Source organism: Agrobacterium sp. 22-226-1 (genome assembly GCF_053522345.1).
In genome coordinates, this window is record NZ_JBNWCP010000003.1 from 414173 (window position 1) to 434123 (window position 19951).

The 19951-nt window shown below is 61.7% G+C and carries 20 protein-coding genes; 13 read left to right on the plus strand and 7 right to left on the minus strand.

The genetic code is table 11. The annotated features are described in order from the left end of the window. Nucleotides 1-64 precede the first annotated feature (64 nt). Genes ACQZ5K_RS07770 through coaD form a run of 3 tightly spaced genes read right to left on the minus strand, consistent with a single transcriptional unit; the run spans nt 65 to nt 1705 of the window. A complete protein-coding gene (locus ACQZ5K_RS07770) occupies nt 65-574 on the minus strand; it encodes a peptidylprolyl isomerase (protein WP_020810245.1) in 510 nt (169 codons plus the stop codon). A gap of 37 nt (nt 575-611) precedes the next feature. After that, nucleotides 612-1181 carry a peptidylprolyl isomerase gene (locus tag ACQZ5K_RS07775; RefSeq protein ID WP_448740055.1) on the minus strand — a complete coding sequence of 190 codons (570 nt, stop codon included), beginning with the start codon at nt 1179-1181 and terminating at the stop codon, nt 612-614. Between the two features lie 29 nt (nt 1182-1210). Beyond that, nucleotides 1211-1705 (minus strand): pantetheine-phosphate adenylyltransferase, encoded by a 495-nt coding sequence (gene coaD / locus ACQZ5K_RS07780; RefSeq protein ID WP_080851830.1) that lies wholly within the window; start codon nt 1703-1705, stop codon nt 1211-1213. A gap of 436 nt (nt 1706-2141) precedes the next feature. On the opposite strand from coaD, the gene ACQZ5K_RS07785 reads away from it, so the two are divergent. From ACQZ5K_RS07785 to ACQZ5K_RS07820, 8 genes are all read left to right on the plus strand, one after another. Next, nucleotides 2142-2321, plus strand: a complete 180-nt coding sequence (locus ACQZ5K_RS07785) for a hypothetical protein (protein WP_003522749.1) — start codon at nt 2142-2144, stop codon at nt 2319-2321. A 40-nt stretch (nt 2322-2361) separates the two neighbouring features. Next, nucleotides 2362-2496, plus strand: coding sequence for a hypothetical protein (locus tag ACQZ5K_RS07790; protein ID WP_003522748.1), 135 nt, complete (start codon nt 2362-2364; stop codon nt 2494-2496). 271 nt (nt 2497-2767) lie between these two features. Next, the gene (locus ACQZ5K_RS07795; protein WP_269314758.1) at nt 2768-4660 is read left to right on the plus strand and encodes a peptidylprolyl isomerase; all 1893 of its coding nucleotides are present in this window, start codon (nt 2768-2770) and stop codon (nt 4658-4660) included. Nucleotides 4661-4676: 16 nt separating this feature from the next. Next, nucleotides 4677-5690, plus strand: a complete 1014-nt coding sequence (gene trpD / locus ACQZ5K_RS07800) for an anthranilate phosphoribosyltransferase (protein WP_448740056.1) — start codon at nt 4677-4679, stop codon at nt 5688-5690. A 10-nt stretch (nt 5691-5700) separates the two neighbouring features. Further along, entirely contained in the window at nt 5701-6516 is an 816-nt protein-coding gene (gene trpC / locus ACQZ5K_RS07805; RefSeq protein WP_080816898.1) for an indole-3-glycerol phosphate synthase TrpC, read from the plus strand. A gap of 7 nt (nt 6517-6523) precedes the next feature. After that, entirely contained in the window at nt 6524-7015 is a 492-nt protein-coding gene (gene moaC / locus ACQZ5K_RS07810) for a cyclic pyranopterin monophosphate synthase MoaC (RefSeq protein ID WP_003522743.1), read from the plus strand. Beyond that, nucleotides 7016-8233, plus strand: coding sequence for a molybdopterin molybdotransferase MoeA (locus ACQZ5K_RS07815; RefSeq protein ID WP_448740057.1), 1218 nt, complete (start codon nt 7016-7018; stop codon nt 8231-8233). 505 nt (nt 8234-8738) lie between these two features. Beyond that, nucleotides 8739-9809, plus strand: a complete 1071-nt coding sequence (locus tag ACQZ5K_RS07820; protein WP_020809132.1) for a GGDEF domain-containing protein — start codon at nt 8739-8741, stop codon at nt 9807-9809. Nucleotides 9810-10033: 224 nt separating this feature from the next. Here the strand turns inward: ACQZ5K_RS07820 and ACQZ5K_RS07825 are convergent, their stop codons facing one another. The 3 genes from ACQZ5K_RS07825 to ACQZ5K_RS07835 all read right to left on the minus strand — a co-directional run bounded on the left by ACQZ5K_RS07825 (nt 10034) and on the right by ACQZ5K_RS07835 (nt 13186). Next, entirely contained in the window at nt 10034-10642 is a 609-nt protein-coding gene (locus tag ACQZ5K_RS07825; RefSeq protein ID WP_262535431.1) for a pyridoxamine 5'-phosphate oxidase family protein, read from the minus strand. A 54-nt stretch (nt 10643-10696) separates the two neighbouring features. Then, entirely contained in the window at nt 10697-12508 is a 1812-nt protein-coding gene (locus tag ACQZ5K_RS07830) for a monovalent cation:proton antiporter-2 (CPA2) family protein (RefSeq protein ID WP_448740058.1), read from the minus strand. 309 nt (nt 12509-12817) lie between these two features. Then, the gene (locus tag ACQZ5K_RS07835) at nt 12818-13186 is read right to left on the minus strand and encodes a gamma-butyrobetaine hydroxylase family protein (RefSeq protein ID WP_003522738.1); all 369 of its coding nucleotides are present in this window, start codon (nt 13184-13186) and stop codon (nt 12818-12820) included. 132 nt (nt 13187-13318) lie between these two features. Between ACQZ5K_RS07835 and moaA the strand changes: the two genes are divergently transcribed. The 5 genes from moaA (at nt 13319) to mobB (ending at nt 17833) form a co-directional block, all read left to right on the plus strand. Further along, nucleotides 13319-14368 carry a GTP 3',8-cyclase MoaA gene (gene moaA, locus ACQZ5K_RS07840; protein WP_448740059.1) on the plus strand — a complete coding sequence of 350 codons (1050 nt, stop codon included), beginning with the start codon at nt 13319-13321 and terminating at the stop codon, nt 14366-14368. Nucleotides 14369-14528: 160 nt separating this feature from the next. Beyond that, entirely contained in the window at nt 14529-15497 is a 969-nt protein-coding gene (locus tag ACQZ5K_RS07845; protein ID WP_003522736.1) for a DMT family transporter, read from the plus strand. 1 nt (nt 15498) lies between these two features. Further along, nucleotides 15499-16698, plus strand: coding sequence for a multidrug effflux MFS transporter (locus tag ACQZ5K_RS07850; RefSeq protein WP_078053076.1), 1200 nt, complete (start codon nt 15499-15501; stop codon nt 16696-16698). Then, nucleotides 16695-17321, plus strand: coding sequence for a molybdenum cofactor guanylyltransferase MobA (gene mobA / locus ACQZ5K_RS07855; RefSeq protein WP_448740060.1), 627 nt, complete (start codon nt 16695-16697; stop codon nt 17319-17321). The genes ACQZ5K_RS07850 and mobA overlap by 4 nt, the downstream gene beginning before the upstream one ends. After that, a complete protein-coding gene (mobB, locus tag ACQZ5K_RS07860) occupies nt 17318-17833 on the plus strand; it encodes a molybdopterin-guanine dinucleotide biosynthesis protein B (protein WP_003522733.1) in 516 nt (171 codons plus the stop codon). The genes mobA and mobB overlap by 4 nt, the downstream gene beginning before the upstream one ends. A gap of 282 nt (nt 17834-18115) precedes the next feature. Here mobB and ACQZ5K_RS07865 read toward each other — a convergent pair whose 3' ends face one another. Then, on the minus strand, nt 18116-19681 hold the full coding sequence (locus ACQZ5K_RS07865; protein ID WP_196377945.1) for a LysM peptidoglycan-binding domain-containing M23 family metallopeptidase: 1566 nt from the start codon (nt 19679-19681) through the stop codon (nt 18116-18118). Nucleotides 19682-19951: the final 270 nt, after the last annotated feature.

Sequence of the window (19951 nt, forward strand, 5' to 3'; positions counted from 1 at the left end):
GACAACCTTCTCAACATTCGAACCGCCCCGCAGTTGCCTGCGGGGCGGCGTGATTCATTATCCCTCAGGCCGCAGAAGCGAGCTTGATGGAAACGATCGAATCCGGGTCCTTCACCGGCTCGCCGCGCTTGACCTTGTCGATGGCTTCCATGCCTTCGATGACCTGGCCCCAGACGGTGTACTGCTTGTTGAGCCACGGCGAATCCGTGAAGCAGATGAAGAACTGTGAGTTGGCGGAGTTCGGGTTCTGCGAACGGGCCATGGAGCAGGTGCCGCGCACGTGCGGAATGGCGGAGAACTCGGCCTTCAGGTCCGGCTTGTCGGAGCCGCCCATGCCGGCGCGGGCCGGGTTGAAGCTTTCCGCACCCTTCTTGCCGAACTTCACGTCGCCCGTCTGGGCCATGAAGTCTTCGATGACGCGGTGGAAAACGACGCCATCGTAAGCGCCTTCCGATACGAGTTCCTTGATGCGGGCGACGTGGCCCGGAGCAACTTCCGGCAGCAGCTGGATCACGACCTTGCCGGTCGTCGTTTCCATGATGATGGTGTTTTCCGGATCCTTGATCTCGGCCATGACTATTCTCCTCTGTTCGGGCTCCATTGCCCTTACCTTACTTTTTGCCGACGGTGACCTTGATCATCCGGTCGGGGTTGGAAACTTCGCCGTTACCGCCGGCGCCGCGCTTGATCTTGTCGACGGCTTCCATGCCGGACACGACCTTGCCGACCACGGTATATTGGCCGTTCAGGAACGGACCGTCGGCAAACATGATGAAGAACTGCGAATTGGCGGAATTCGGATCCTGCGAGCGGGCCATGCCGACCACGCCGCGCGTGAAGGGAACCTTGGAGAATTCGGCCGGAATATCCGGCAGGTCGGAACCGCCGGTGCCCGCGCGCTGGGCGCTGAAGCCCTTCTCCAGGTTGCCATACTGCACGTCGCCGGTCTGCGCCATGAAGCCGTCGATGACGCGGTGGAAGGCGACATTGTCATAAGCGCCCTTCTTGGCCAGCGCCTCGATCTGCGCCACGTGCTTGGGCGCGACATCCGGCATCAGTTCGATGACAACGGGGCCGTCCTTCAGCTGCACGGTCAGGAGTTCGGCGGCGGAAGCGAAGGTGCTGGCGGCGAGTGCGCCTGCAAACATGGCGCCGGCAAAGGCAAATCGAACGAGTTTCATCGGATTGGCTCCAGAATGTGAGGCTGAAGTCAGCGCTTCAGCTTGGCGTTGAGGGCTTCAAGCACGGCTTTCGGCACGAAGGCGTCGACATTGCCGCCCATGGCGGCGATCTGCCGGACCAATGTGGCTGTAATGGGTCGCGACGAGGTGCCGGCGGGCAGGAATACGGTCTGGATATCGGGCGCCATCTGGCGGTTCATCCCGGCCATCTGCATTTCATAGTCGAGATCGGTGCCGTCGCGCAGGCCGCGCAGCAGAAGGCGCGCGCCGTGCTGGCGGGCGGCATCGACGACGAGATTATCGAAGGAGACGACTTCCATGCGCGCTGCTTCGCCCGGCAGATGTTCGGCAAGCGCCCGCTTTATCAGCCCTGCCCGCTCCTCGAAGCTGAACAGCGGCGCTTTTCCGGGATGAATGCCGACCGCAACGATGACTTTCGACGCCACGTTCAGCGCCTGGAGAAGCACATCCAGATGTCCGTTGGTCATCGGATCGAAGGATCCTGGATAAAAGGCAATCGTCATATCGCTCTCAGGTGGTGGGCGCGTCTCGACGCTTCAGCATATGTGCCGCCTTTTGTCATGGAGAGGCACGCGGCGCAAGACTTTATAACCACCCCTCACAAGCGCGGCTGCGGCGTGAACCGCGGATGAATGGGCCGTTCAGTGCGGTTTCACAGCTATTTTGTCTAAATGCACGGCATCGGGAAACCGAAACGCCCCTCACTCGTTAAGCATCCGGAGAATTGAAAATGCTGGCCTTCATGATCGTCCTTTCGATCATCGCTTCATTCGCAGCCGAGTATCTTTTTCTCGAATGACGACATCAGCCAGTTTCCTGAACGCCAGATGAACGAGCCATTCAAGGAAGTTTCACAGGCGCGATGCTAATCGATTTTTACGGTTGACGCGGAACATGTCGAGACATGGCGCGTTAAGAAAGAACCAAAGGAACGGACAGATGTTTATAAGAGAAAAACAGTCTACTTCGGCGAAAATCAGCGTCATCAGCACAGCTTGGACAGTACTGGTTATCGCAATGGTAGCAACGACGTTTAGCCTTTATGAACAGAAGCCTGAAAAGCTGGGCCCGGACTATCCGCAGCTGACCGCCCGTTATCAGTATATGAATTACTACTGATAACGGAGAGAATTTTCTCGAAACTCCCGGAGACGATATCATGTTCACATTTCTGACAATGCTTCTTGCCCTGATCAGCGTTATGTTCGTGACATCGATGGTCTCCGTGGTCGCCGAGATGCGACGTGAAGACGAGGAATTCAAGGCGATGATCCGGCGCGACCGCGCCTTCTGAGCGCGACGGGCCGGGCAGACGGCCGCTTAAAAGTGATTCTTTATCAACCGCCTGGACCTTCCGGGCGGTTTTATTTTGCGCCTCGCGGGGGGCAACACGGCGAAGACGATGGCGGAAAATCCCGCCTCCAATCACACAAGCGTTTTCAAAACCCCGTTTTTCCAAGGCAAATTCCCTTCAATTTCCGTTTGGATTGATTTAAGGAACGCCGATACGTTGCGGGCCGGACAGCCGGCGACCGCGATGACGTTCCTGTGAGGTTTGCATAACGATGCTCGATTCCCTGAGAAATGCTTCTCGAACCATGGCAGCCAAGCTGCTGCTTCTCCTGCTTGTTGTCTCTTTTGGCATCTGGGGCGTTTCCGCATCGCTTGTCACCGCCAATTCCCACGCCGTCATGACGGTGGGCGACCAGACGGTCAGCCCCGAGGAATTCCGCCTCGCCTATCAGCGCCAGATTTCCGATCTCAGCCGCCAGTTCGGCACAAGGCTGACGACCGAGCAGGCCAAGGCCTTCGGCATTGACCGTCAGGTTTTCAGCCAGCTTGCGGCCGGTGCAGCGCTTGACGAGCTCGCCTCGAAGATGAATCTCGGCCTCTCGGAAAACCGCCTCGCCAATCTCATTGCCGAAGACCCGGCCTTCAAGGCGGTGAACGGCCAGTTCGACCGCAATCTCTTCAGCGAGCGCCTGCGCAATTCCGGTTTCCGTGAGGATGACTATATCAAGGAACGCAGCAAGGTCGCCGTCCGCAGCCAGATCGTCGAAGCCGTTTCCGACGGTTTTGCCGCACCGCAGGTGCTGGTGGATGCGCTGAAGCAATATCGCAACGAGCAGCGCGCCGTCGATTACGTCATTCTTTCGAACGCCGTCATTCCGCCAGTCAAGGCGCCGGGCGACGACGTGCTTGCCCCCTGGTTCGAAACCAACAAGACGAAATATCGCGCGCCCGAGTTCCGCAAGTTCACCTATGTGAAGCTTGAGCCGTCCGATATCGCCGATCAGGCCGCCGTCACCGACGCCCAGATCGCCGATTATTATAACAGCCACAAGGACAGCTTCCGCACCGCCGGCCGTCGCACGGTGGAGCAACTGACCTTCCCTGAAAAGGAAATGGCAGAGGCCGCCGCCGAGCAGATCCGCCTCGGCAACACCACCTATGACCAGGTGGTGAAGGATCAGGGCAAGACCGCTTCCGACGTCACGCTCGGCGAATTCACCAAGGATACCATCCCCGACCAGTCGATTGCCGACGCCGCTTTCGCCATCCAGAAGGACGGTGGCGTATCGCCGGTGGTCCAGGGTTCCTTCGGCCCGGTTCTCCTGCGCGTCACCGGCATCAAGCCGGAAACGACCCGCACGCTGGAAGAGGCGAAGGAAGATATCCGCAAGGACCTCGCCACCGCCGCCGCTGCGGAAGAAATCACCAATGTTCACGACCGTTACGAGGATCTGCGCGCCGGCGGTTCTTCGCTCGCCGATGCGGCAACGCAGTTGAACCTGAAACCCGTCACCATCGCCGCCATCGACGCTTCCGGCCTCGATGAAAAGGGCGATGCGGTTCAGGGCCTGCCCTCCCCGCAGCTCGCGCAGGAGGTCTTCAAGACCGAACCCGGCACGGAAGCGCTGCCGATCAATCTCGGCCGTGAAGGCTACATCTGGTTCGATGTCGACCAGATCATCGCCGCCCGCGACCGCACGCTTGCCGAAGTTCGCGACGATGTCGTGGCCGACTGGACGGCGGAGCAGCAGCGCAACGCACTCGCCGCCAAGGCCGAGGAACTGAAGGCGCGCGTCGAAAAGGGCGACACGCTGGAAGCCGTGGCCGGTGAGCTGAGCCTTGCCGTCGAACAGAAATCCGGTCTGCGCCGCAACAGCGAAGACGCTATTTTCGGCCAGCAGACGATCGCGGCGGTCTTCTCCGGCGCGGAGGGCAAGGTGGGTACGGCGGCCGATGCCGACGGTTCCAGCCGTATCCTCTTCAAGGTCACCTCGGTCGACACCAACGCGCCTGCCGACGCGCTCGCCAATGACGACCAGCAGTTCGCCGCCATTGCCCGCGCGGCCGGCGACGACATGCTGGACCAGATGGTCAACCGCCTGCAGAATGACTATGGTGTCACCATCAATCAGGCCCTCGCCGATCAGGCGATGGTCGGCTTCTAACCCGGGGGGCGACAAGATGGCCGAACTGAAGCCGCTGATCGCCAAGGTCGCCAATGGAGAAAGCCTGAACCGCGAGGAATCGCGGGCGGCTTTCGACATTCTGATGTCGGGCGAAGCCACGCCGTCGCAGATCGGCGGTTTCCTGATGGCGCTGCGCGTGCGCGGCGAGACGGTGGACGAAATCGTCGGCGCCGTCTCCTCCATGCGTTCCCGCATGTTGCCGGTTTCGGCCCCCGCCAATGCCATCGATATCGTCGGCACCGGCGGTGACGGCATCGGCACCTATAATATCTCGACGCTCGCCTCGATCATCGTCGCCGGCACCGGCCTGCCGGTCGCCAAGCACGGCAACCGGGCGCTGAGCTCCAAATCCGGCACGGCGGATGCGCTCTCGGCGCTCGGCGTGAAGCTCGATATCGGTCCGGAACTCATCGCCCGCTGCATCAGCGAGGCGGGTCTCGGTTTCATGTTCGCGCAGCTGCACCATTCGGCCATGCGCCATGTCGGCCCAAGCCGCGTCGAACTCGGCACGCGCACCATCTTCAACCTGCTCGGCCCCCTCTCCAACCCGGCCGGCGCCAAACGGCAACTGCTCGGCGTCTTTTCGCCGCGCTGGCTGGTGCCGCTTGCCGAAGTGCTGCGGGATCTGGGTTCGGAAAGCATCTGGGTCGTGCATGGCGACGGCATGGACGAGGTGACGACCACGGGCGTTACCCATGTGGCGGCACTGGAAAATGGCAAGATCCGCACCTTCGACCTGACGCCGAAGGATTTCGGTGTCGAGCCCGCTTCCATGGAAGATCTGAAGGGCGGCGACGGCATTGCCAATGCGGCGGCGCTGCGCGACGTTCTGTCCGGCAAGCGCAACGCCTATCGCGACGTGTCGCTGTGCAACGCGGCCGCAGCACTGGTTATCGCCGGCAAGGCGGAAACACTGTCTCAGGCGATGGCGATCGTCAGCGAGGCGCTGGACAGCGGCAAGGCCGCAGCCGCACTCGACCGTCTGGTTGCCGTGTCCAACGAAGAATGAGAGCGAGATCATGAGCGACATTCTGAAAAAGATCGAGATTTACAAGCGCGAGGAAATCGCCGCCGCCAAGGCGAAGGTTTCGCTGGCCGATCTGAAGGCCATGGCCGCAGACCAGAGTGCGCCGCGCGGTTTCTACAGGGCGCTCCGGGCAAAGCAGGCCGAAGGCAAGTTCGGCCTGATCGCCGAAATCAAGAAGGCCAGCCCCTCGAAAGGCCTGATCCGTCCGGATTTCGATCCGCCGGCGCTGGCGGCCGCCTATGAAGCCGGCGGCGCCGCCTGTCTTTCGGTGCTGACGGATAGCCCAAGCTTTCAGGGCGCCCCGGAATTCCTGACCGCCGCCCGCAATGCGTGCGCCCTGCCGGCGCTGCGCAAGGATTTCATGTTCGAGACCTATCAGGTGCATGAGGCGCGCGCCTGGGGCGCGGACTGCATTCTCCTCATCATGGCCTCGCTGTCCGACGACGAGGCGAAACGCCTTGAGGACGAGGCTTTCGCGCTCGGCATGGATGTGCTGGTGGAAGTGCACGATGAGGAAGAAACGGAACGGGCGCTGAAGCTTTCCTCGCCGCTTCTCGGCATCAACAACCGCAACCTGCGCACCTTCGAAGTCAGCCTCGAAACCAGCGAGAAGCTCGCAGGCCTCGTGCCGGCGGAAAAGCTGCTGGTCGGCGAAAGTGGCATCTTCACCTTCGAGGATTGTAAGCGTCTCGAAAAAAGCGGCATCGGCACCTTCCTCGTCGGCGAAAGCCTGATGCGCAAGGACGATGTGACAGCGGCGACCAAAGCGCTGCTGACCGGCCAATCCGGCATTCTGGCAGCGGAATAATGCACCGATGAGCGAGGCGGGAAAGCTCACCCATATCGATGCCGGCGGCGAAGCGCATATGGTCGATGTCGGCGACAAGGCCGAGACCGTCCGTGTCGCTGTGGCCGAAGGCTTCGTGAAGATGAAGCCGGAAACGCTGGCGCTCATCCGCGAAGGCAACGCCAGGAAGGGCGACGTCATCGGCACCGCACGCCTCGCCGGCATCATGGCCGCCAAGCAGACGGCAAACCTCATCCCGCTCTGCCATCCGCTGATGCTGACCAAGGTGGCGGTGGACATTGCCGAAGACGCCGCCCTGCCCGGCCTGCGGGTCGAAGCGCTGGTGAAACTGTCCGGCAAGACCGGCGTGGAGATGGAAGCGCTGACCGCCGTATCCATCGCCTGCCTGACGATCTACGACATGGCCAAGGCCGCCGACAAGGCGATGGAAATCGTCAATATCCGCCTTCTTGAAAAGAGCGGCGGCAAATCCGGCGATTTCCGGCGACAGGAGACGTGAATGAAACCGCTGCTGCCCGTGGATGAGGCCATGAGACGCCTTCTGGAAGCAGCGGTTCCGGTGACCGAAAGCGAAACCCTGCCGCTTGCCGAATGCGATGGCCGGGTTCTCTCGGCCGATCTCATTGCACGTCTCACCCAGCCCCCCTTCGATGCCTCGGCCATGGACGGTTATGCGCTGCGCAGCGCCGATGCGGCGGTGATCGGCTCGGTCCTCACCGTCATCGGTCAGGCCGCCGCCGGCCATGCCTTTACCGGCACGGTGGGTGAAGGTCAGGCCGTTCGCATCTTCACCGGCGCGCCCGTGCCGCAGGGTGCGGACACCATTCTCATTCAGGAAGATGCCGAAGTGCTGGAGGGCGGAAAAATCCGCACCGCCTTCGACGTCACCGCCGGGCGACATATCCGCCCGCGCGGACAGGATTTTACCGAAGGCGAAGCGGCTCTGACGGCCGGGCGGGAACTCGGTTTCACCGACCTGACGCTCGCGGCGGCTATGAACCATGCCGCGCTCACCGTCTATCGCAGGCCGCGCATCGCCATCCTCGCCACCGGCGATGAGCTGCTGCCGCCGGGAAGCGCACCGCAGCCCGCCCAGATCATCGCCTCCAACACCTTCGGCGTCGCCTCCCTCGCCCGGCAGGCGGGTGCCGAGGTTCTCGATCTCGGTATCATCGCCGATGACGACAGGCTGATCCGCGCCGCCATCGGCAAGGCGGTCGCGGCGAAGGTCGATGTGCTGGTGACGCTCGGCGGCGCCTCCGTCGGCGACCACGATCTCGTGCAGGCCGCCTTGAAGGCGGAAGGCATGCAGCTCGATTTCTGGCGCATCGCCATGCGTCCGGGAAAACCGCTGATGGTCGGGTCCATCGGCGCCATGCAGGTTCTGGGCCTGCCCGGAAACCCGGTTGCCAGCCTCGTCTGCGGCCTGCTGTTCCTCGAACCGCTGCTCCGCAGCATCGCCCGCCGCGCGCCGCTGCAACGCATGGCCACCGCCCGCACCGCCATGCCGTTGAAAGTGAATGATCACCGGCAGGATTATCTGCGCGCCCGTTTCAGCACGGACGAAAACGGCCTGCTGGTGGCGGAAGCCCATGCGAAGCAGGATTCATCGATGATGAAGATATTGGCCCATTCCGACGGCTTGATCGTGCGCCCGCCAAATGCGCCGGCGGCGGCGGCGGGAACGGAATGCCCGGTCATCAGGCTGAGATCCTGACACGCAGGCGATACGGCCGGACCTGCTGCCGGCAGCATAACTCGCCTCCCCCTGAACCTTACCGAATGGTTGCCGCGCCGTCACAAAACGGCACTGACGCGTGCCGCATGGCGCAGAAACCGAAGATAAGACTGTAACATTCCTGTATCCCGACACGAATGATAAAAAAACCGCCTATAGGCGGGATCTCCACGAATTCAAAAACCACCATGCCTTTCCGCCGCGGGATTATTTCTCCATATTGTTGTGCCAAAATAAATCACACGAATCCCGTTATTGGGATTGACAGAATAAATGCGATGCTGTCACCAAGGCGAATAGTAGAGGGAAAAAGTTCCGGAATTCTTCAAAATGAAAATTACTTATATTTATCAATTAAATAAAATAAAAAGTGACGAAAATGAAGTTTCCGGGCACAAAAATTAGTTTCCCATAAATTAAGCTTTCCAAAACGAGCTTCATAATAATAATCATAGTCGATAAGCAGACTCACTGGAGTTTCTTGATGAACACGGCATCCACGCCCAAAACCACGGGGCCCGACATTGCCGGGCAGATTGCCTATGCCATGCGGAGCATGGGTGTTTCGCCGATCCCGCGTAACTACAGCCTCTTTTACGAAGCCTATATCGGTTCGAACCCTGCCCTGACGAAGGATCTGGCAGCACTTGGAAACCGGGTCACGCAGGAGGATCTGGACGAGCTGTCCTCGCGTTACGGGGAAGGCAATCCCGCCCGGTCCATCGACGATGCGCATGAGAAGCTCAGGCGCGAACTGGAGGGCCTTCTGGGCACGCTGAGGCGCGAACAATCCTCCATCGAAAACTACAACAGGATTCTCGGCGAAACGCGCCAGCGCATCGATGACAAGAATGCCGCCAGCAGCAATATTCTGAGGAATGCGATTTCGCTGCTGGCCGAGGCCACCGGCTCGAAAATCATCGACGGCGAAAAGGCCTTCAACGATGTCAACCGCCATGCCGAGGAAATGCATCAGGTGCGTCTGGAGCTGGATGAGTACAAGCGCATCGCCAATACGGATTCGCTAACGCGCCTGTCCAACCGGCGCGCCTTCGACGACCGGCTGGCATCCGTCTATGACAGCTCCATCGGCCTGCAATATACCACGCTCGTCCTGCTCGATATCGATCATTTCAAGCGGATCAACGACACTTTCGGCCATCCGGTCGGCGACAAGATTCTCGCCACCGTCGCCTCGGTCATCCGCGCCAATGTCCGCAAGGATGGTTTTGTCGCCAGAAGCGGCGGCGAGGAATTCGCCATCATTCTGGATGGCAATACGCCGGAAGAGGTCATGGTGATGTGCGAGCGCATCCGCCTGTCGCTGGAAAGCACGCCCTTCCGCAATTCGAGATCGGGCGCCGACTACGGCACGGTGACGATCTCCCTCGGCTTCGCTTCCGCCGCACAGGCCACCAACCCGAGCGAGCTTTACGGCCATGCCGACACCGCGCTCTACCATGCCAAGGAAACCGGCCGAAACCGCTCCGTCTATTACGAGGACGGCATGCAGAAGAACTATACAGGCAAGAACTGGCTGATTTATCGGACGTGAGGAGCGACACTGGTAGGTAGCATCGAATGCAGCGCCCTCTCGCCCTCATTCCTGTGCTTGTCACAGGAATCCAGTCGACGCGCGTCTGCGCGGCGGGAGAGTCCATTCAGCCCAAAGACTTGGGCTGGCTGGATTCCTGTGACAAGCACAGGAATGAGGGCGGTTTGATATAAGCGGCGCACGCCCTGTTAAGTGCGCAACCTGTTACTGCGGCAAATGACGCCTCACCACATGGTCTTGGCCGCCCGCGCCGCCCATTCCCGGTCATAGGTCTCCTGATCGAATTCCGCCTTGGCCGCCTTGAGCAGAAGACCGGGTGTCGGAAGCGAAGCCGGGTCGACGAAATTATCGGGGTTCCACAGTTCCGAGCGCATCAGCGCCCGGGCGCACTGGAAATAGACTTCATCGATTGTCACCACGATGACGGTGCGCGGATGTTTGCCGTCCATCTCGAAGCTTTCCAGCAGATCGGGATCGACGGAGACCACGGCGCGGCCGTTGATGCGCATCGTCGTATTCGAGCCGGGTATCAGGAACATCAGCGCCACGCGCGGATCGCGCACGATGTTCAGAAGCGAATCCACACGGTTATTGCCGCGCCAGTCCGGCAAAAGCACGGTCCTCTCATCGGCCACCCGGACCACGCCGCCCTTGTCGCCGCGCGGCGAACAGTCCATGCCTTCCGGCCCGACCGTCGCCAGCGCCAGGAACGGCGAAGTCTCGATCATCAGCCGGTATTCGGCCGTCAGCGCGGCTGTCACCTTGGCGATCGATGCCTCGCTCGTGCTGTCATAGATGGCCTTCAATTCCTCAACCGTGCGAATGATCGTCATGTCCGTTCCTATCCCTGCCAATTCCCTCTGTCGCCGCCGAAAGACCGGGGCGTCCTATTCCTCCGCGGCTTCCGCCTTTTCCCGCTCGGCCCGCTCGCGCGCGGTGCGGGCGGCAACGAGGTCGGCCGGCTGGGCATTGCCACGGATCAGCGAACGGCCGGCATAAATGCCGCCGACGACTTCCATGGCGAAACGCTCCTCGTCGCGGTCGCGGAATTCTTCCACCAGACGCGCGGCGTCTTCCCGCTCCTCGCCCATGGCGCCCAGCACTTCCTCGCTGAAATTCAGCGCCGATTCCAGCGTTTCGCGGATCTGGTAATCGACGCCGGCCTTCAGCAGATCGATCGCGTGGCCGCGGTCGTAAGCGCGGGCGAGAACCGGAACTAGCGGGAATTCGTGCTTGACGATCTCCGCGATCCTGACGGCCGCCTCCTTGTCATCGACACAGATAAGCACGGCACGCGCCGTGCTCGCGCCGGCAGCATGCAGGATTTCCGCCCGCGAACCGTCGCCATAATAGACCTTGAAGCCGAATTCCGCCGCATCGCGTACGAACTCGGCATCCTTGTCGATGAGCGACAGCGTGTAGCCCCGCGCCAGAAGCGGCTGGCTGACGATCTGGCCGAAACGCCCGAAGCCAATCAGGAGAATGCTGCCCTCGACATTTTCAGGCACGTCGAGATCGTCGGTATTGGGAACCGCCGCCGGCACCAGCCGGTCATGCAGGATGACCATCAGCGGCGTCAGCACCATGGAGATGATGATGGTCGCCGTCAGGATGGCGTTCGCCTCCCGGTCGAGAATACCAGCGCTGACGGCGGCCGAATAAAGCACGAAGGCGAATTCGCCGCCCTGCGCCATCAGCACCGCCCGTTCCAGGCTTTCGCGCCGGGTGGTGCCGAGCGCCCGCGCCACGCCATAGATCAGGAAGGCCTTGAGCAGCATGTAGCCCGCGACGCTGATGACCACGAGCTGCCAGTTGGAGGCGATGACGGCAAGATCGATCGCCATGCCGACACCGAGGAAAAACAGGCCGAGCAGAATGCCGCGAAACGGCTCGATATCCGCTTCCAGCTGATGGCGGAAGGAGGATTCCGACAGCAGCACGCCGGCAAGAAAGGCGCCCATGGCCATGGAAAGGCCGCTGACCTGCATCAGAAGCGCCGAACCCAGCACCACCAGCAGCGCCGCGGCCGTCATCACCTCCCGCGCGCCGGAAGCCGCCAGCAGGCGAAAGAACGGGTTGAGAAGATAACGCCCGGCAAGGATGAGCGCACCGACGGCGGCAAGCGCAATACCGACGGAAGCCCAGCGCTCCGACGCCGTCACATGTTCGCCGCCCGAACCGAGGAAGGCGACAAGCGCCAGCAGCGGCACGATGGCCAGATCCTCGAACAGCAGGATGGCGATGATGCGCTGGCCTTTCAGGCTCGACATGCTGTTGCGCTCCTGCAGCATCTGCATGACGATCGCCGTCGACGTCAGCACGAAACCGGTGCCGGCGACGAAGGACATGATAACGGGAAAACCGAGACCGACCCCGATCAATGTCAGGCCCGCCATGCAAACCAGCACCTGCAGCGCACCCAGCCCGAAAATATCCTGCCGCATCGACCACAGCCGCGACGGCTGCATTTCAAGGCCGATGATGAACAGGAACATCACCACGCCGAGTTCCGCTATGTGCAGAATGGCCTGCGAATCGGAGAAAAAACCGAGACCGTAAGGCCCGATCACCAGACCGGCGGCCAGATAGCCGAGCACCGAACCGAGGCCGATGCGCTTGAAGATCGGCGCAGCGACAACGCCCGCCGCCAGCAACACGACCACCTGGGCCAGATCATTTCCGTTCGCTTCTACAGCCACACGCCACCCCGCTGAAAATCGATAAGACGAGGGTGTTCCCTCGCTCACTTCCTAGCGCATCGGCGTGAAAAGCGAAAACGATTTTACTGAAGGACGATGCGCAGATTCAACGGGTTATTTGTCCATCAGGCATGCGGGCCTCGGATGCCGCTGTCCTCCTCCCCTCATTCCTGTGCTTGTCACAGGAATCCAGTCGACGCGCGTCGGCGCAGCGGGAGGAGTCTTCTTCAGCCCAAGGACTTGGGCTGGCTGGATTCCTGTGACAAGCACAGGAATGAGGGTGGTAGGGTCCGCAGGCCTTGCGTCCGCCTACCGGTATCGCGGTTCCCTGCTCAAGCCCTTTTCGGCGAGCTGCCGCTCATAATCCGCAAACAGCGCATCCCCGGTCTCACCCAGTTCCTTCAGATATTTCCAGGTGTAGATGCCGCTATCGTGGCCATCGTCGAAAACGATGCGAACCGCATAATTGCCGGTGGCGACCATGGAACGGATGGTAACATCGCGTTTGCCGGGCACCGTGACCTTTTGTCCCGGCCCATGGCCCTGCACCTCGGCAGAGGGCGAAAGCACGCGCAGCATCTCGGCCTGAAGCCGGTAAACGCTTCCATCGTCGAAGGAAACGGTCAGTTCACGCCGGTCTTTCGACACAAGCAGCTCGGTCGGCCAGGCATCGCTCATTTTTCACTTCCGCAAGCTCGTCATATGCGTCAGAATTACGGACTTGCCTCACGATAGGCAAGCCACTACATCAGCTAATAGAGCACACATTCAGCGTGTGTGCCCGGCGCAAGGCGCATTGAGGATGGAGACGTGAACGGTTTCTCCGGCTCGCTTGAAAAAGCGAAAACCCTGACGGAAAACAGCACACCGATGGTGGACCCTTTCGGCCGCGCCATCACCTATCTGCGCGTTTCCGTCACCGACCGCTGCGATTTCCGCTGCACCTATTGCATGTCCGAACACATGACCTTCCTGCCGAAGAAGGACCTTCTGACGCTCGAAGAACTCGACCGGCTCTGTTCCGTCTTCATAACGCGCGGCGTGCGCAAGCTGAGGCTGACCGGCGGCGAGCCGCTGGTGCGCAAGAACATCATGTCGCTGGTGAGGAACCTCGGCCGGCATGTGCGCACAGGCGCGCTCACCGAGCTGACGCTGACCACCAACGGCTCGCAGCTTGCGAAATTCGCCACGGAACTCGCCGATTGCGGCGTGCGCCGCATCAACGTGTCGCTCGATACGCTCGACCGCGACAAATTCCGCCACATCACCCGCTGGGGCGATCTCGACCGCGTCATGGAGGGGCTCGACGCCGCCCAGGCCGCGGGTATCAAAGTCAAGCTCAACGCGGTGGCGCTGAAGGACTTCAACGACGCCGAAATTCCCGACCTCATGCGTTTCGCCCACGGTCGCGGCATGGACCTGACGGTGATCGAAACCATGCCGATGGGTGAGATCGAGGAAGACCGGACCGACCGCTACCTGCCGCTTTCGCAGTTGCGCGCCGATCTGGAAAAGAATTTCACGCTCATCGACAGCGATTACCAGACCGGCGGCCCCGCCCGTTACGTGACGGTGAAGGAAACCGGCGGCCGGCTCGGCTTCATCACGCCGATGACGCATAATTTCTGCGAAAGCTGCAACCGCGTCCGCCTCACCTGCACCGGCACGCTTTATATGTGCCTGGGCCAGGATGACGCCGCCGATCTGCGCACCGCACTGCGCGCCTCCGACAGCGATGCCTATCTTTCCAGCGCCATCGATGAAGCCCTTCTGCGCAAGCCGAAGGGGCATGATTTCATCATCGACCGCACCCACAACCGGCCTGCCGTCTCCCGCCATATGAGCGTGACCGGCGGCTGAAACTGTTTCTCGTCCACCCACCCATATAAACGGTTGAAATGCCGGCTGTGCCGTGCCACGTCTCTTTACATGGAGGAATGCGCGGTCACGCCGGAAAGGCGGCCCAAATCGCCCCGAAAGGGCCGTCGGGAAAACCGCGCATGGTCTGGGATATTTTGGAATGGCATTGACGGACAATACGCGCGGCGCCCTGTTGATGGCGCTCGCCATGGCAAGCTTCACGGCCAATGACGCCCTGACGAAATCCGTCACCCCCTATATCAACACCGGCCAGATCATGTTCGTCCGCGGCATCATGACGGTGGTGCTGATCTACATCGCCGCCCGCCATTTCGGCGCGCTACGGCCGCTGAAAACCCTCATGCGCCCCATCATCATCCTGCGCTGTCTCTGCGAGGTGACTGCGGCCGTGCTCTACCTGACGGCGCTCGGCCTCATCGAATTTTCCAATGCCTCGGCCATATTGCAGTCCCTGCCCCTGGTGGTGACGCTGGGTGCGGCGCTGTTCCTGCGCGAACCCGTGGGCTGGCGGCGCTGGGTGGCGATCATCGTCGGTTTTATCGGCGTGCTCGTCATCATCAGGCCCGGCCCGGAAGGCTTCACGCCGGGTGCGCTTCTGGTCGTCGCATCGCTCGCCGTCACCGCCGCGCGCGATCTGCTGACCCGGAAAATGTATGCCGATGTGCCCTCGCTCGCCATCACCGTCATCACCGCCTTCGTCAACATGGCGGTGGGCGGCCTGCTGATCGTGCCCTTCGGCGGCTGGCAACCGATGAACTTCATGATCGTGTCGCATCTGGCCGCCTCCGCCATTCTCGTGCTGGTCGGCTATCAGGCGATCATACTGTCGATGCGATCAGGCGAAATCTCCTTCGTCGCGCCGTTCCGTTATACCGGCCTGCTCTGGGGTTTCATGATCGGCGTGTTCTTCTTCAACGAAAAGATCGACAATTACACCATCGTCGGCGCCATGATCGTCATCGGTTCGGGCCTTTATACCTTCTACCGCGAAAGCCTGCGCAAGCGCTCGCAGATGGCCAAGCGCGCAGCCGCCACACCCACCGCCGCGACCACGGTACGGCCGGCTTCCGTAACGAAAACTGCCGTTACGGAAGAGGCGGGAGAATGACATGAACAGCGGCCGTTTTCTGGACAGGACCACCCCGCCCCACATCATCACGCTGGTCGTCATCGCCGGCGTTGCGGCGCTGTGCATGAATGTGTTCCTGCCCTCGCTTGCGGCCATGGCGGTTTATTTCGAGACCGACTACGCGGTGATGCAATTTGCCGTTTCGGGTTATCTTGCCGCCACCGCCTGCCTGCAGCTCATCATCGGCCCGCTTTCCGATCTCTTCGGACGCCGCCCGGTCATGCTGGCCAGCATCGCCATCATGATCGTCGCAACGCTCGTCTGCATGCTCGCGCCCAACATCACCGTCTTCATGATCGGGCGCGTTGCGCAGGCGGCCGTCGTTTCCGGCTTCGTGCTGGCGCGCGCCATAGTGCGCGACATGGTGCCGATGGAACAGGCGGCCTCGATGATCGGCTACGTAACCATGGGCATGTCCGTGGTGCCGATGGTGGGGCCGACGGTTGGCGGCCTGCTTAACGACATTTCCGGCTGGCAATCGAGCTTCGCCCTCCTCTCCCTGCTCGGCGTCGGCATTCTGGTGCTCGCCTGGTTCGATCTCGGCGAAACCAACCACAATAAGTCGGCTAGTTTTTCACAGCAGTTCCACGCCTGGCCGGAACTGCTGCGCTCGCCGCTGTTCTGGGGTTACGCGCTGACCTCGACCTTCTCATCGGGCATGTTCTTCTCCTTCCTCGGCGGTGCGCCCTTTGTCGGCAGCGTGCTTTACGGGCTTGCGCCGGCCATGCTCGGCCTGCAGTTCTTCTTCATGGCCAGCGGTTACATGCTCGGCAACTTCATCTCCGGCCGTTATGCCAGCGAAATCGGCATTACCCGCATGATGCTGTCGGGCAATGTCATCGCCATTGCGGGCATCGCCACGACCATGCTGCTGATCTCCGCCGGGGCGGAAAGCGCCTATGCGTTTTTCGTGCCGCTTGCCTTGATCGGCGTCGGCAACGGCGTGACGCTGCCAAGCGCCAATGCCGGCATGGTCAGCGTCCAGCCGCATCTGGCCGGCTCCGCCTCCGGCCTCGGCGGCGCGATGACCATCGGCGGCGGCGCAGCGCTCTCGGTGCTCGCCTCCTCGGTCCTGTCCAGGGAGGACGGAACCTGGCCGCTTCTTCTGGTGATGCTGGCGACCGGCCTTGTCGCCCTCCTCACCACCTATGTCGTAAGGCTGCAGGAAAAGCGGGAATGACGGCCCCTTTCGAAATACCCGGTCTCGTGCTCGCTGGCGGGCTTTCGCGGCGCATGGGCAGCAACAAGGCGATGGTGCAATTGGGCGATGCGCCCCTCATCTCCCATGTCATCAGCCGCATCACGCCGCAGGTCTCAGATGTGACCATCAACGCAGCCAATGGCTGGGCGGAGAGTTTCGGCCTGCCGCTGCTGCCCGATACGCTGAACGGCCATGCCGGGCCGCTCGCGGGTATTCTGGCGGGCATGCGCCATTTCCAGCACCGCGGGGATGCGGCGAGCCACTTCCTGACGGCGCCTGCCGACAGCCCGTTTTTCCCGGACGATCTCGTGGCGCGGCTTTACGAACACCTGTCGGACAATGCAATCGTCATCGCCGCCTCCAGCGGCCAGCTTCACCCGGTCTTTGCGCTGTGGCCGCTGGCATTGGCCGACGATCTCGAGGCGTGGCTGAAGAACGATGCGAACCGGCGCATCCGCGCCTATCTCGCCCGCCATGTCACCATCGGCGTGGCCTTCCCGCCGCTGGAAACGGCAAAGGGCAGCCTCGATCCGTTCTTCAACATCAACACGCCGGATGAACTGGCGCTGGCGCGCAGCTATCTGGAGAACCTGGAATCATGACAGCACAAAAGGTCTTCGGCATCGCCGGCTGGAAAAACTCGGGCAAGACCGGCCTTGCGGTCCGTATCGTCACCGAGCTGACGGCGCGCGGCTACCGCGTCTCCACCATCAAGCACGCCCATCATGATTTCGATATCGACAAGGTCGGGGCGGATAGCTGGCGTCACCGGCAGGCCGGCGCACATGAGGTCACCATCGTTTCCGGCACCCGTTTCGCCATCATGCATGAATTGCGCGGCGAACCGGAACCCTCCTTCGAGGATATTCTCGCCCGCCTCGCCCCCTGCGATCTGGTGCTGATCGAAGGTTACAAATACGAGCCCGTGCCGAAGATCGAAGCACGCCGGCTGGAGGCCGCCAAGACCGAACCGCTTGCGCCGCTCGATCCGCATATCGTCGCCATTGCCGCCGACCACGCGGTGACGGACACGGCGCTGCCGGTTTTCGATCTCGACGATACCGGCGCCATTGCCGATTTCATCGAGAGGACGGTGGGACTGGTGAGGGCGTAAACAGGCGTCAGAACGGCGCGGCGTCGGCGCCCAGGCCGCCTCCCCACTTCCGTCATACCGGCCCTGAGCCGGTATCCAGCCAGCCCAAGTCCTTGGGCTGAAAGGACCCTTTCGCCGCGCCGACGCGCGTCGGCTGGATGCCGGATCAGGTCCGGCATGACGGAGGAGAAGTGCCGTGAAGCCGAAGCCCACAACGCCTGACGCAATCTCCCGTGATCCCCACCCCAAAAATGAAAAAGCCGGGCTCTTCACCCGGCTTCATCATTCCTTGAGACGCAATACCTATTCAAGGAAACTGGAGGGGTTCACCGGCGTCGCATCCTTGCGAACTTCGAAGTGAACCTGCGGACGCTTGGCGCTGCCGGTCATGCCCGATGTGGCGATGGTCTGGCCGCGCTGGACCTTCTGGCCGCGCTGCACGTCGAGATTGGCGGCGTTGCCGTAAACGGTGACCTTGCCGTCGTCATGGCGGACGAGAACCGTGTTGCCGAGCTGCTTCAGGCCGTTGCCCGCATAGATGACCACGCCGTTTTCGGCGGCCTTGATCGGCGTGCCTTCCGGAACGGAGATGTTGATGCCATCATTGCGGCTGCCTTCGACATTGTCGCCGAAATTGTTGATGACTGCGCCGCGAACCGGCCAGCGATATTTGCCGATGCCCGTGGATTCCGGTGCGACGGAAGCCATGTCCGCCTTCTTCTCGATGTCACTGACACTGGCGGTGGCCGGCGTGGCAGGCGCAGTCGGAGCCGCGGCAGCAGCCGGTGCCTTGTAAGGCTCAGGCTTGGCCGATGCGGTTTCGACCGGCTTGGCCGCTTCCTTGGCGGGAACGGAAGCCGTCTTGATGGCATCCGTCGAAGCGCCCGGCATATTGAGCGTCTGGCCGACGCGGATGCTTTCGTTGCTGAGACCGTTTGCCGCCTTGAGGGCAGCGACCGACACGCCGTTTTCGCGGGCGATCTTCGCCAGGCTGTCGCCCGGCTGAACCTTGTAACCACCGGTCGGCGGCAGCGGCTTGCCGCCGGGAGGCGTCAGCTTGCCGGTCTCGGAGGAAACCTTGTCACGGGCGGCCGCCTGCGACGGCAGCACGGCCACGTTCCCTTCAGGACTACGCAGCGGTGTCGGCTGGTCGCCATTGCGGTTGAGAGCGATATCGCCGGCCGCGTCCTTGGCGGCATTGCGGACCTGACCGAACTTCGGAATGAGGATCGACTGGCCGGCCTGCGCCGAGGATGCGGTCTTCAGACCGTTGACGCGCAGCAGTTCCTTTTCCGGAACGCCGTAGCGGTTGGAGAGGGTCGCGATGCTTTCGCCGGGACGCAGGGTCACGGAGGAAGCGCCATCGGTATGCCAGCCGTTCTTGTCGGAACGAACGGTTGCGGTCGTCAGATTGTCGGTGACGGGAGCGGCAGCCTGCCGGGCGGGCGCAGCAAGAGACGGCGCGGCCTTGGGCTGAGCGGACGGGAAAGGCTGGGCCATGGCTTCGTTGCGGCTCGACGGATCGCGGCTTGCCACCGCCGTCGGCGCCGACAGCTCGGAGCGCTGCACCGGAGAGGCCGAAGCCGAGCGGGCCGTGGAAGGCTGAACGCCGCCATAACCACCCGATTGCGGGTAGGAATTGCCCGCCATGTTCTGGTTGGCATAACCGCCCTGCGGTGCGGCAGAGGCGTAACCGCCATTCATGTCGCCCTGCGGAACCGGGGCCTGCCCGTAAGCACCGCCGCCCTGACGGGCAGGAATTGACGCCGTGGTCATCTGATCCGGTCCACTGGAAAAGAGGCCGCTGAACCGCGTTGCATCCGAGCTACAGCCCGTTGCGACGCTTGCCAGCAATGCCGCTGCGAACATTTTTGCGACTGATTTTCCGATTTTAGACGAATGTCTCATACGCATGACTCGATCTACACTGACGCCAACCCGCCGCATCGAGACCGATCCGGCACAAATTTCACTTCTTGCAAGGCCCATTTCCCGAGGTGGGGAAAACCATGCGTCGATGTTTATGATTAAAGCGCGTTAGTGTTACCACGCCGTTAAAACGTTAAGCCGTTCAGCGCTTTTTTGACACTTCGATAACCATGACGAAAACCGGATGCGTCATGTTGATACAATAATGAT

Coding starts and splice junctions, on each gene's coding strand:
- ACQZ5K_RS07865 (WP_196377945.1), bottom strand. CDS start 19,681: ATGTTCGCAGCGGCATTGCTGGCAAGCGTCGCAACGGGCTGTAGCTCG.
- ACQZ5K_RS07790 (WP_003522748.1), top strand. CDS start 2,362: ATGTTCACATTTCTGACAATGCTTCTTGCCCTGATCAGCGTTATGTTC.
- ACQZ5K_RS07825 (WP_262535431.1), bottom strand. CDS start 10,642: ATGACGATCATTCGCACGGTTGAGGAATTGAAGGCCATCTATGACAGC.
- mobB (WP_003522733.1), top strand. CDS start 17,318: ATGACAGCACAAAAGGTCTTCGGCATCGCCGGCTGGAAAAACTCGGGC.
- ACQZ5K_RS07845 (WP_003522736.1), top strand. CDS start 14,529: ATGGCATTGACGGACAATACGCGCGGCGCCCTGTTGATGGCGCTCGCC.
- ACQZ5K_RS07820 (WP_020809132.1), top strand. CDS start 8,739: ATGAACACGGCATCCACGCCCAAAACCACGGGGCCCGACATTGCCGGG.
- ACQZ5K_RS07770 (WP_020810245.1), bottom strand. CDS start 574: ATGGCCGAGATCAAGGATCCGGAAAACACCATCATCATGGAAACGACG.
- ACQZ5K_RS07795 (WP_269314758.1), top strand. CDS start 2,768: ATGCTCGATTCCCTGAGAAATGCTTCTCGAACCATGGCAGCCAAGCTG.
- trpC (WP_080816898.1), top strand. CDS start 5,701: ATGAGCGACATTCTGAAAAAGATCGAGATTTACAAGCGCGAGGAAATC.
- ACQZ5K_RS07815 (WP_448740057.1), top strand. CDS start 7,016: ATGAAACCGCTGCTGCCCGTGGATGAGGCCATGAGACGCCTTCTGGAA.
- ACQZ5K_RS07850 (WP_078053076.1), top strand. CDS start 15,499: ATGAACAGCGGCCGTTTTCTGGACAGGACCACCCCGCCCCACATCATC.
- trpD (WP_448740056.1), top strand. CDS start 4,677: ATGGCCGAACTGAAGCCGCTGATCGCCAAGGTCGCCAATGGAGAAAGC.
- mobA (WP_448740060.1), top strand. CDS start 16,695: ATGACGGCCCCTTTCGAAATACCCGGTCTCGTGCTCGCTGGCGGGCTT.
- coaD (WP_080851830.1), bottom strand. CDS start 1,705: ATGACGATTGCCTTTTATCCAGGATCCTTCGATCCGATGACCAACGGA.
- ACQZ5K_RS07835 (WP_003522738.1), bottom strand. CDS start 13,186: ATGAGCGATGCCTGGCCGACCGAGCTGCTTGTGTCGAAAGACCGGCGT.
- ACQZ5K_RS07785 (WP_003522749.1), top strand. CDS start 2,142: ATGTTTATAAGAGAAAAACAGTCTACTTCGGCGAAAATCAGCGTCATC.
- ACQZ5K_RS07775 (WP_448740055.1), bottom strand. CDS start 1,181: ATGAAACTCGTTCGATTTGCCTTTGCCGGCGCCATGTTTGCAGGCGCA.
- moaC (WP_003522743.1), top strand. CDS start 6,524: ATGAGCGAGGCGGGAAAGCTCACCCATATCGATGCCGGCGGCGAAGCG.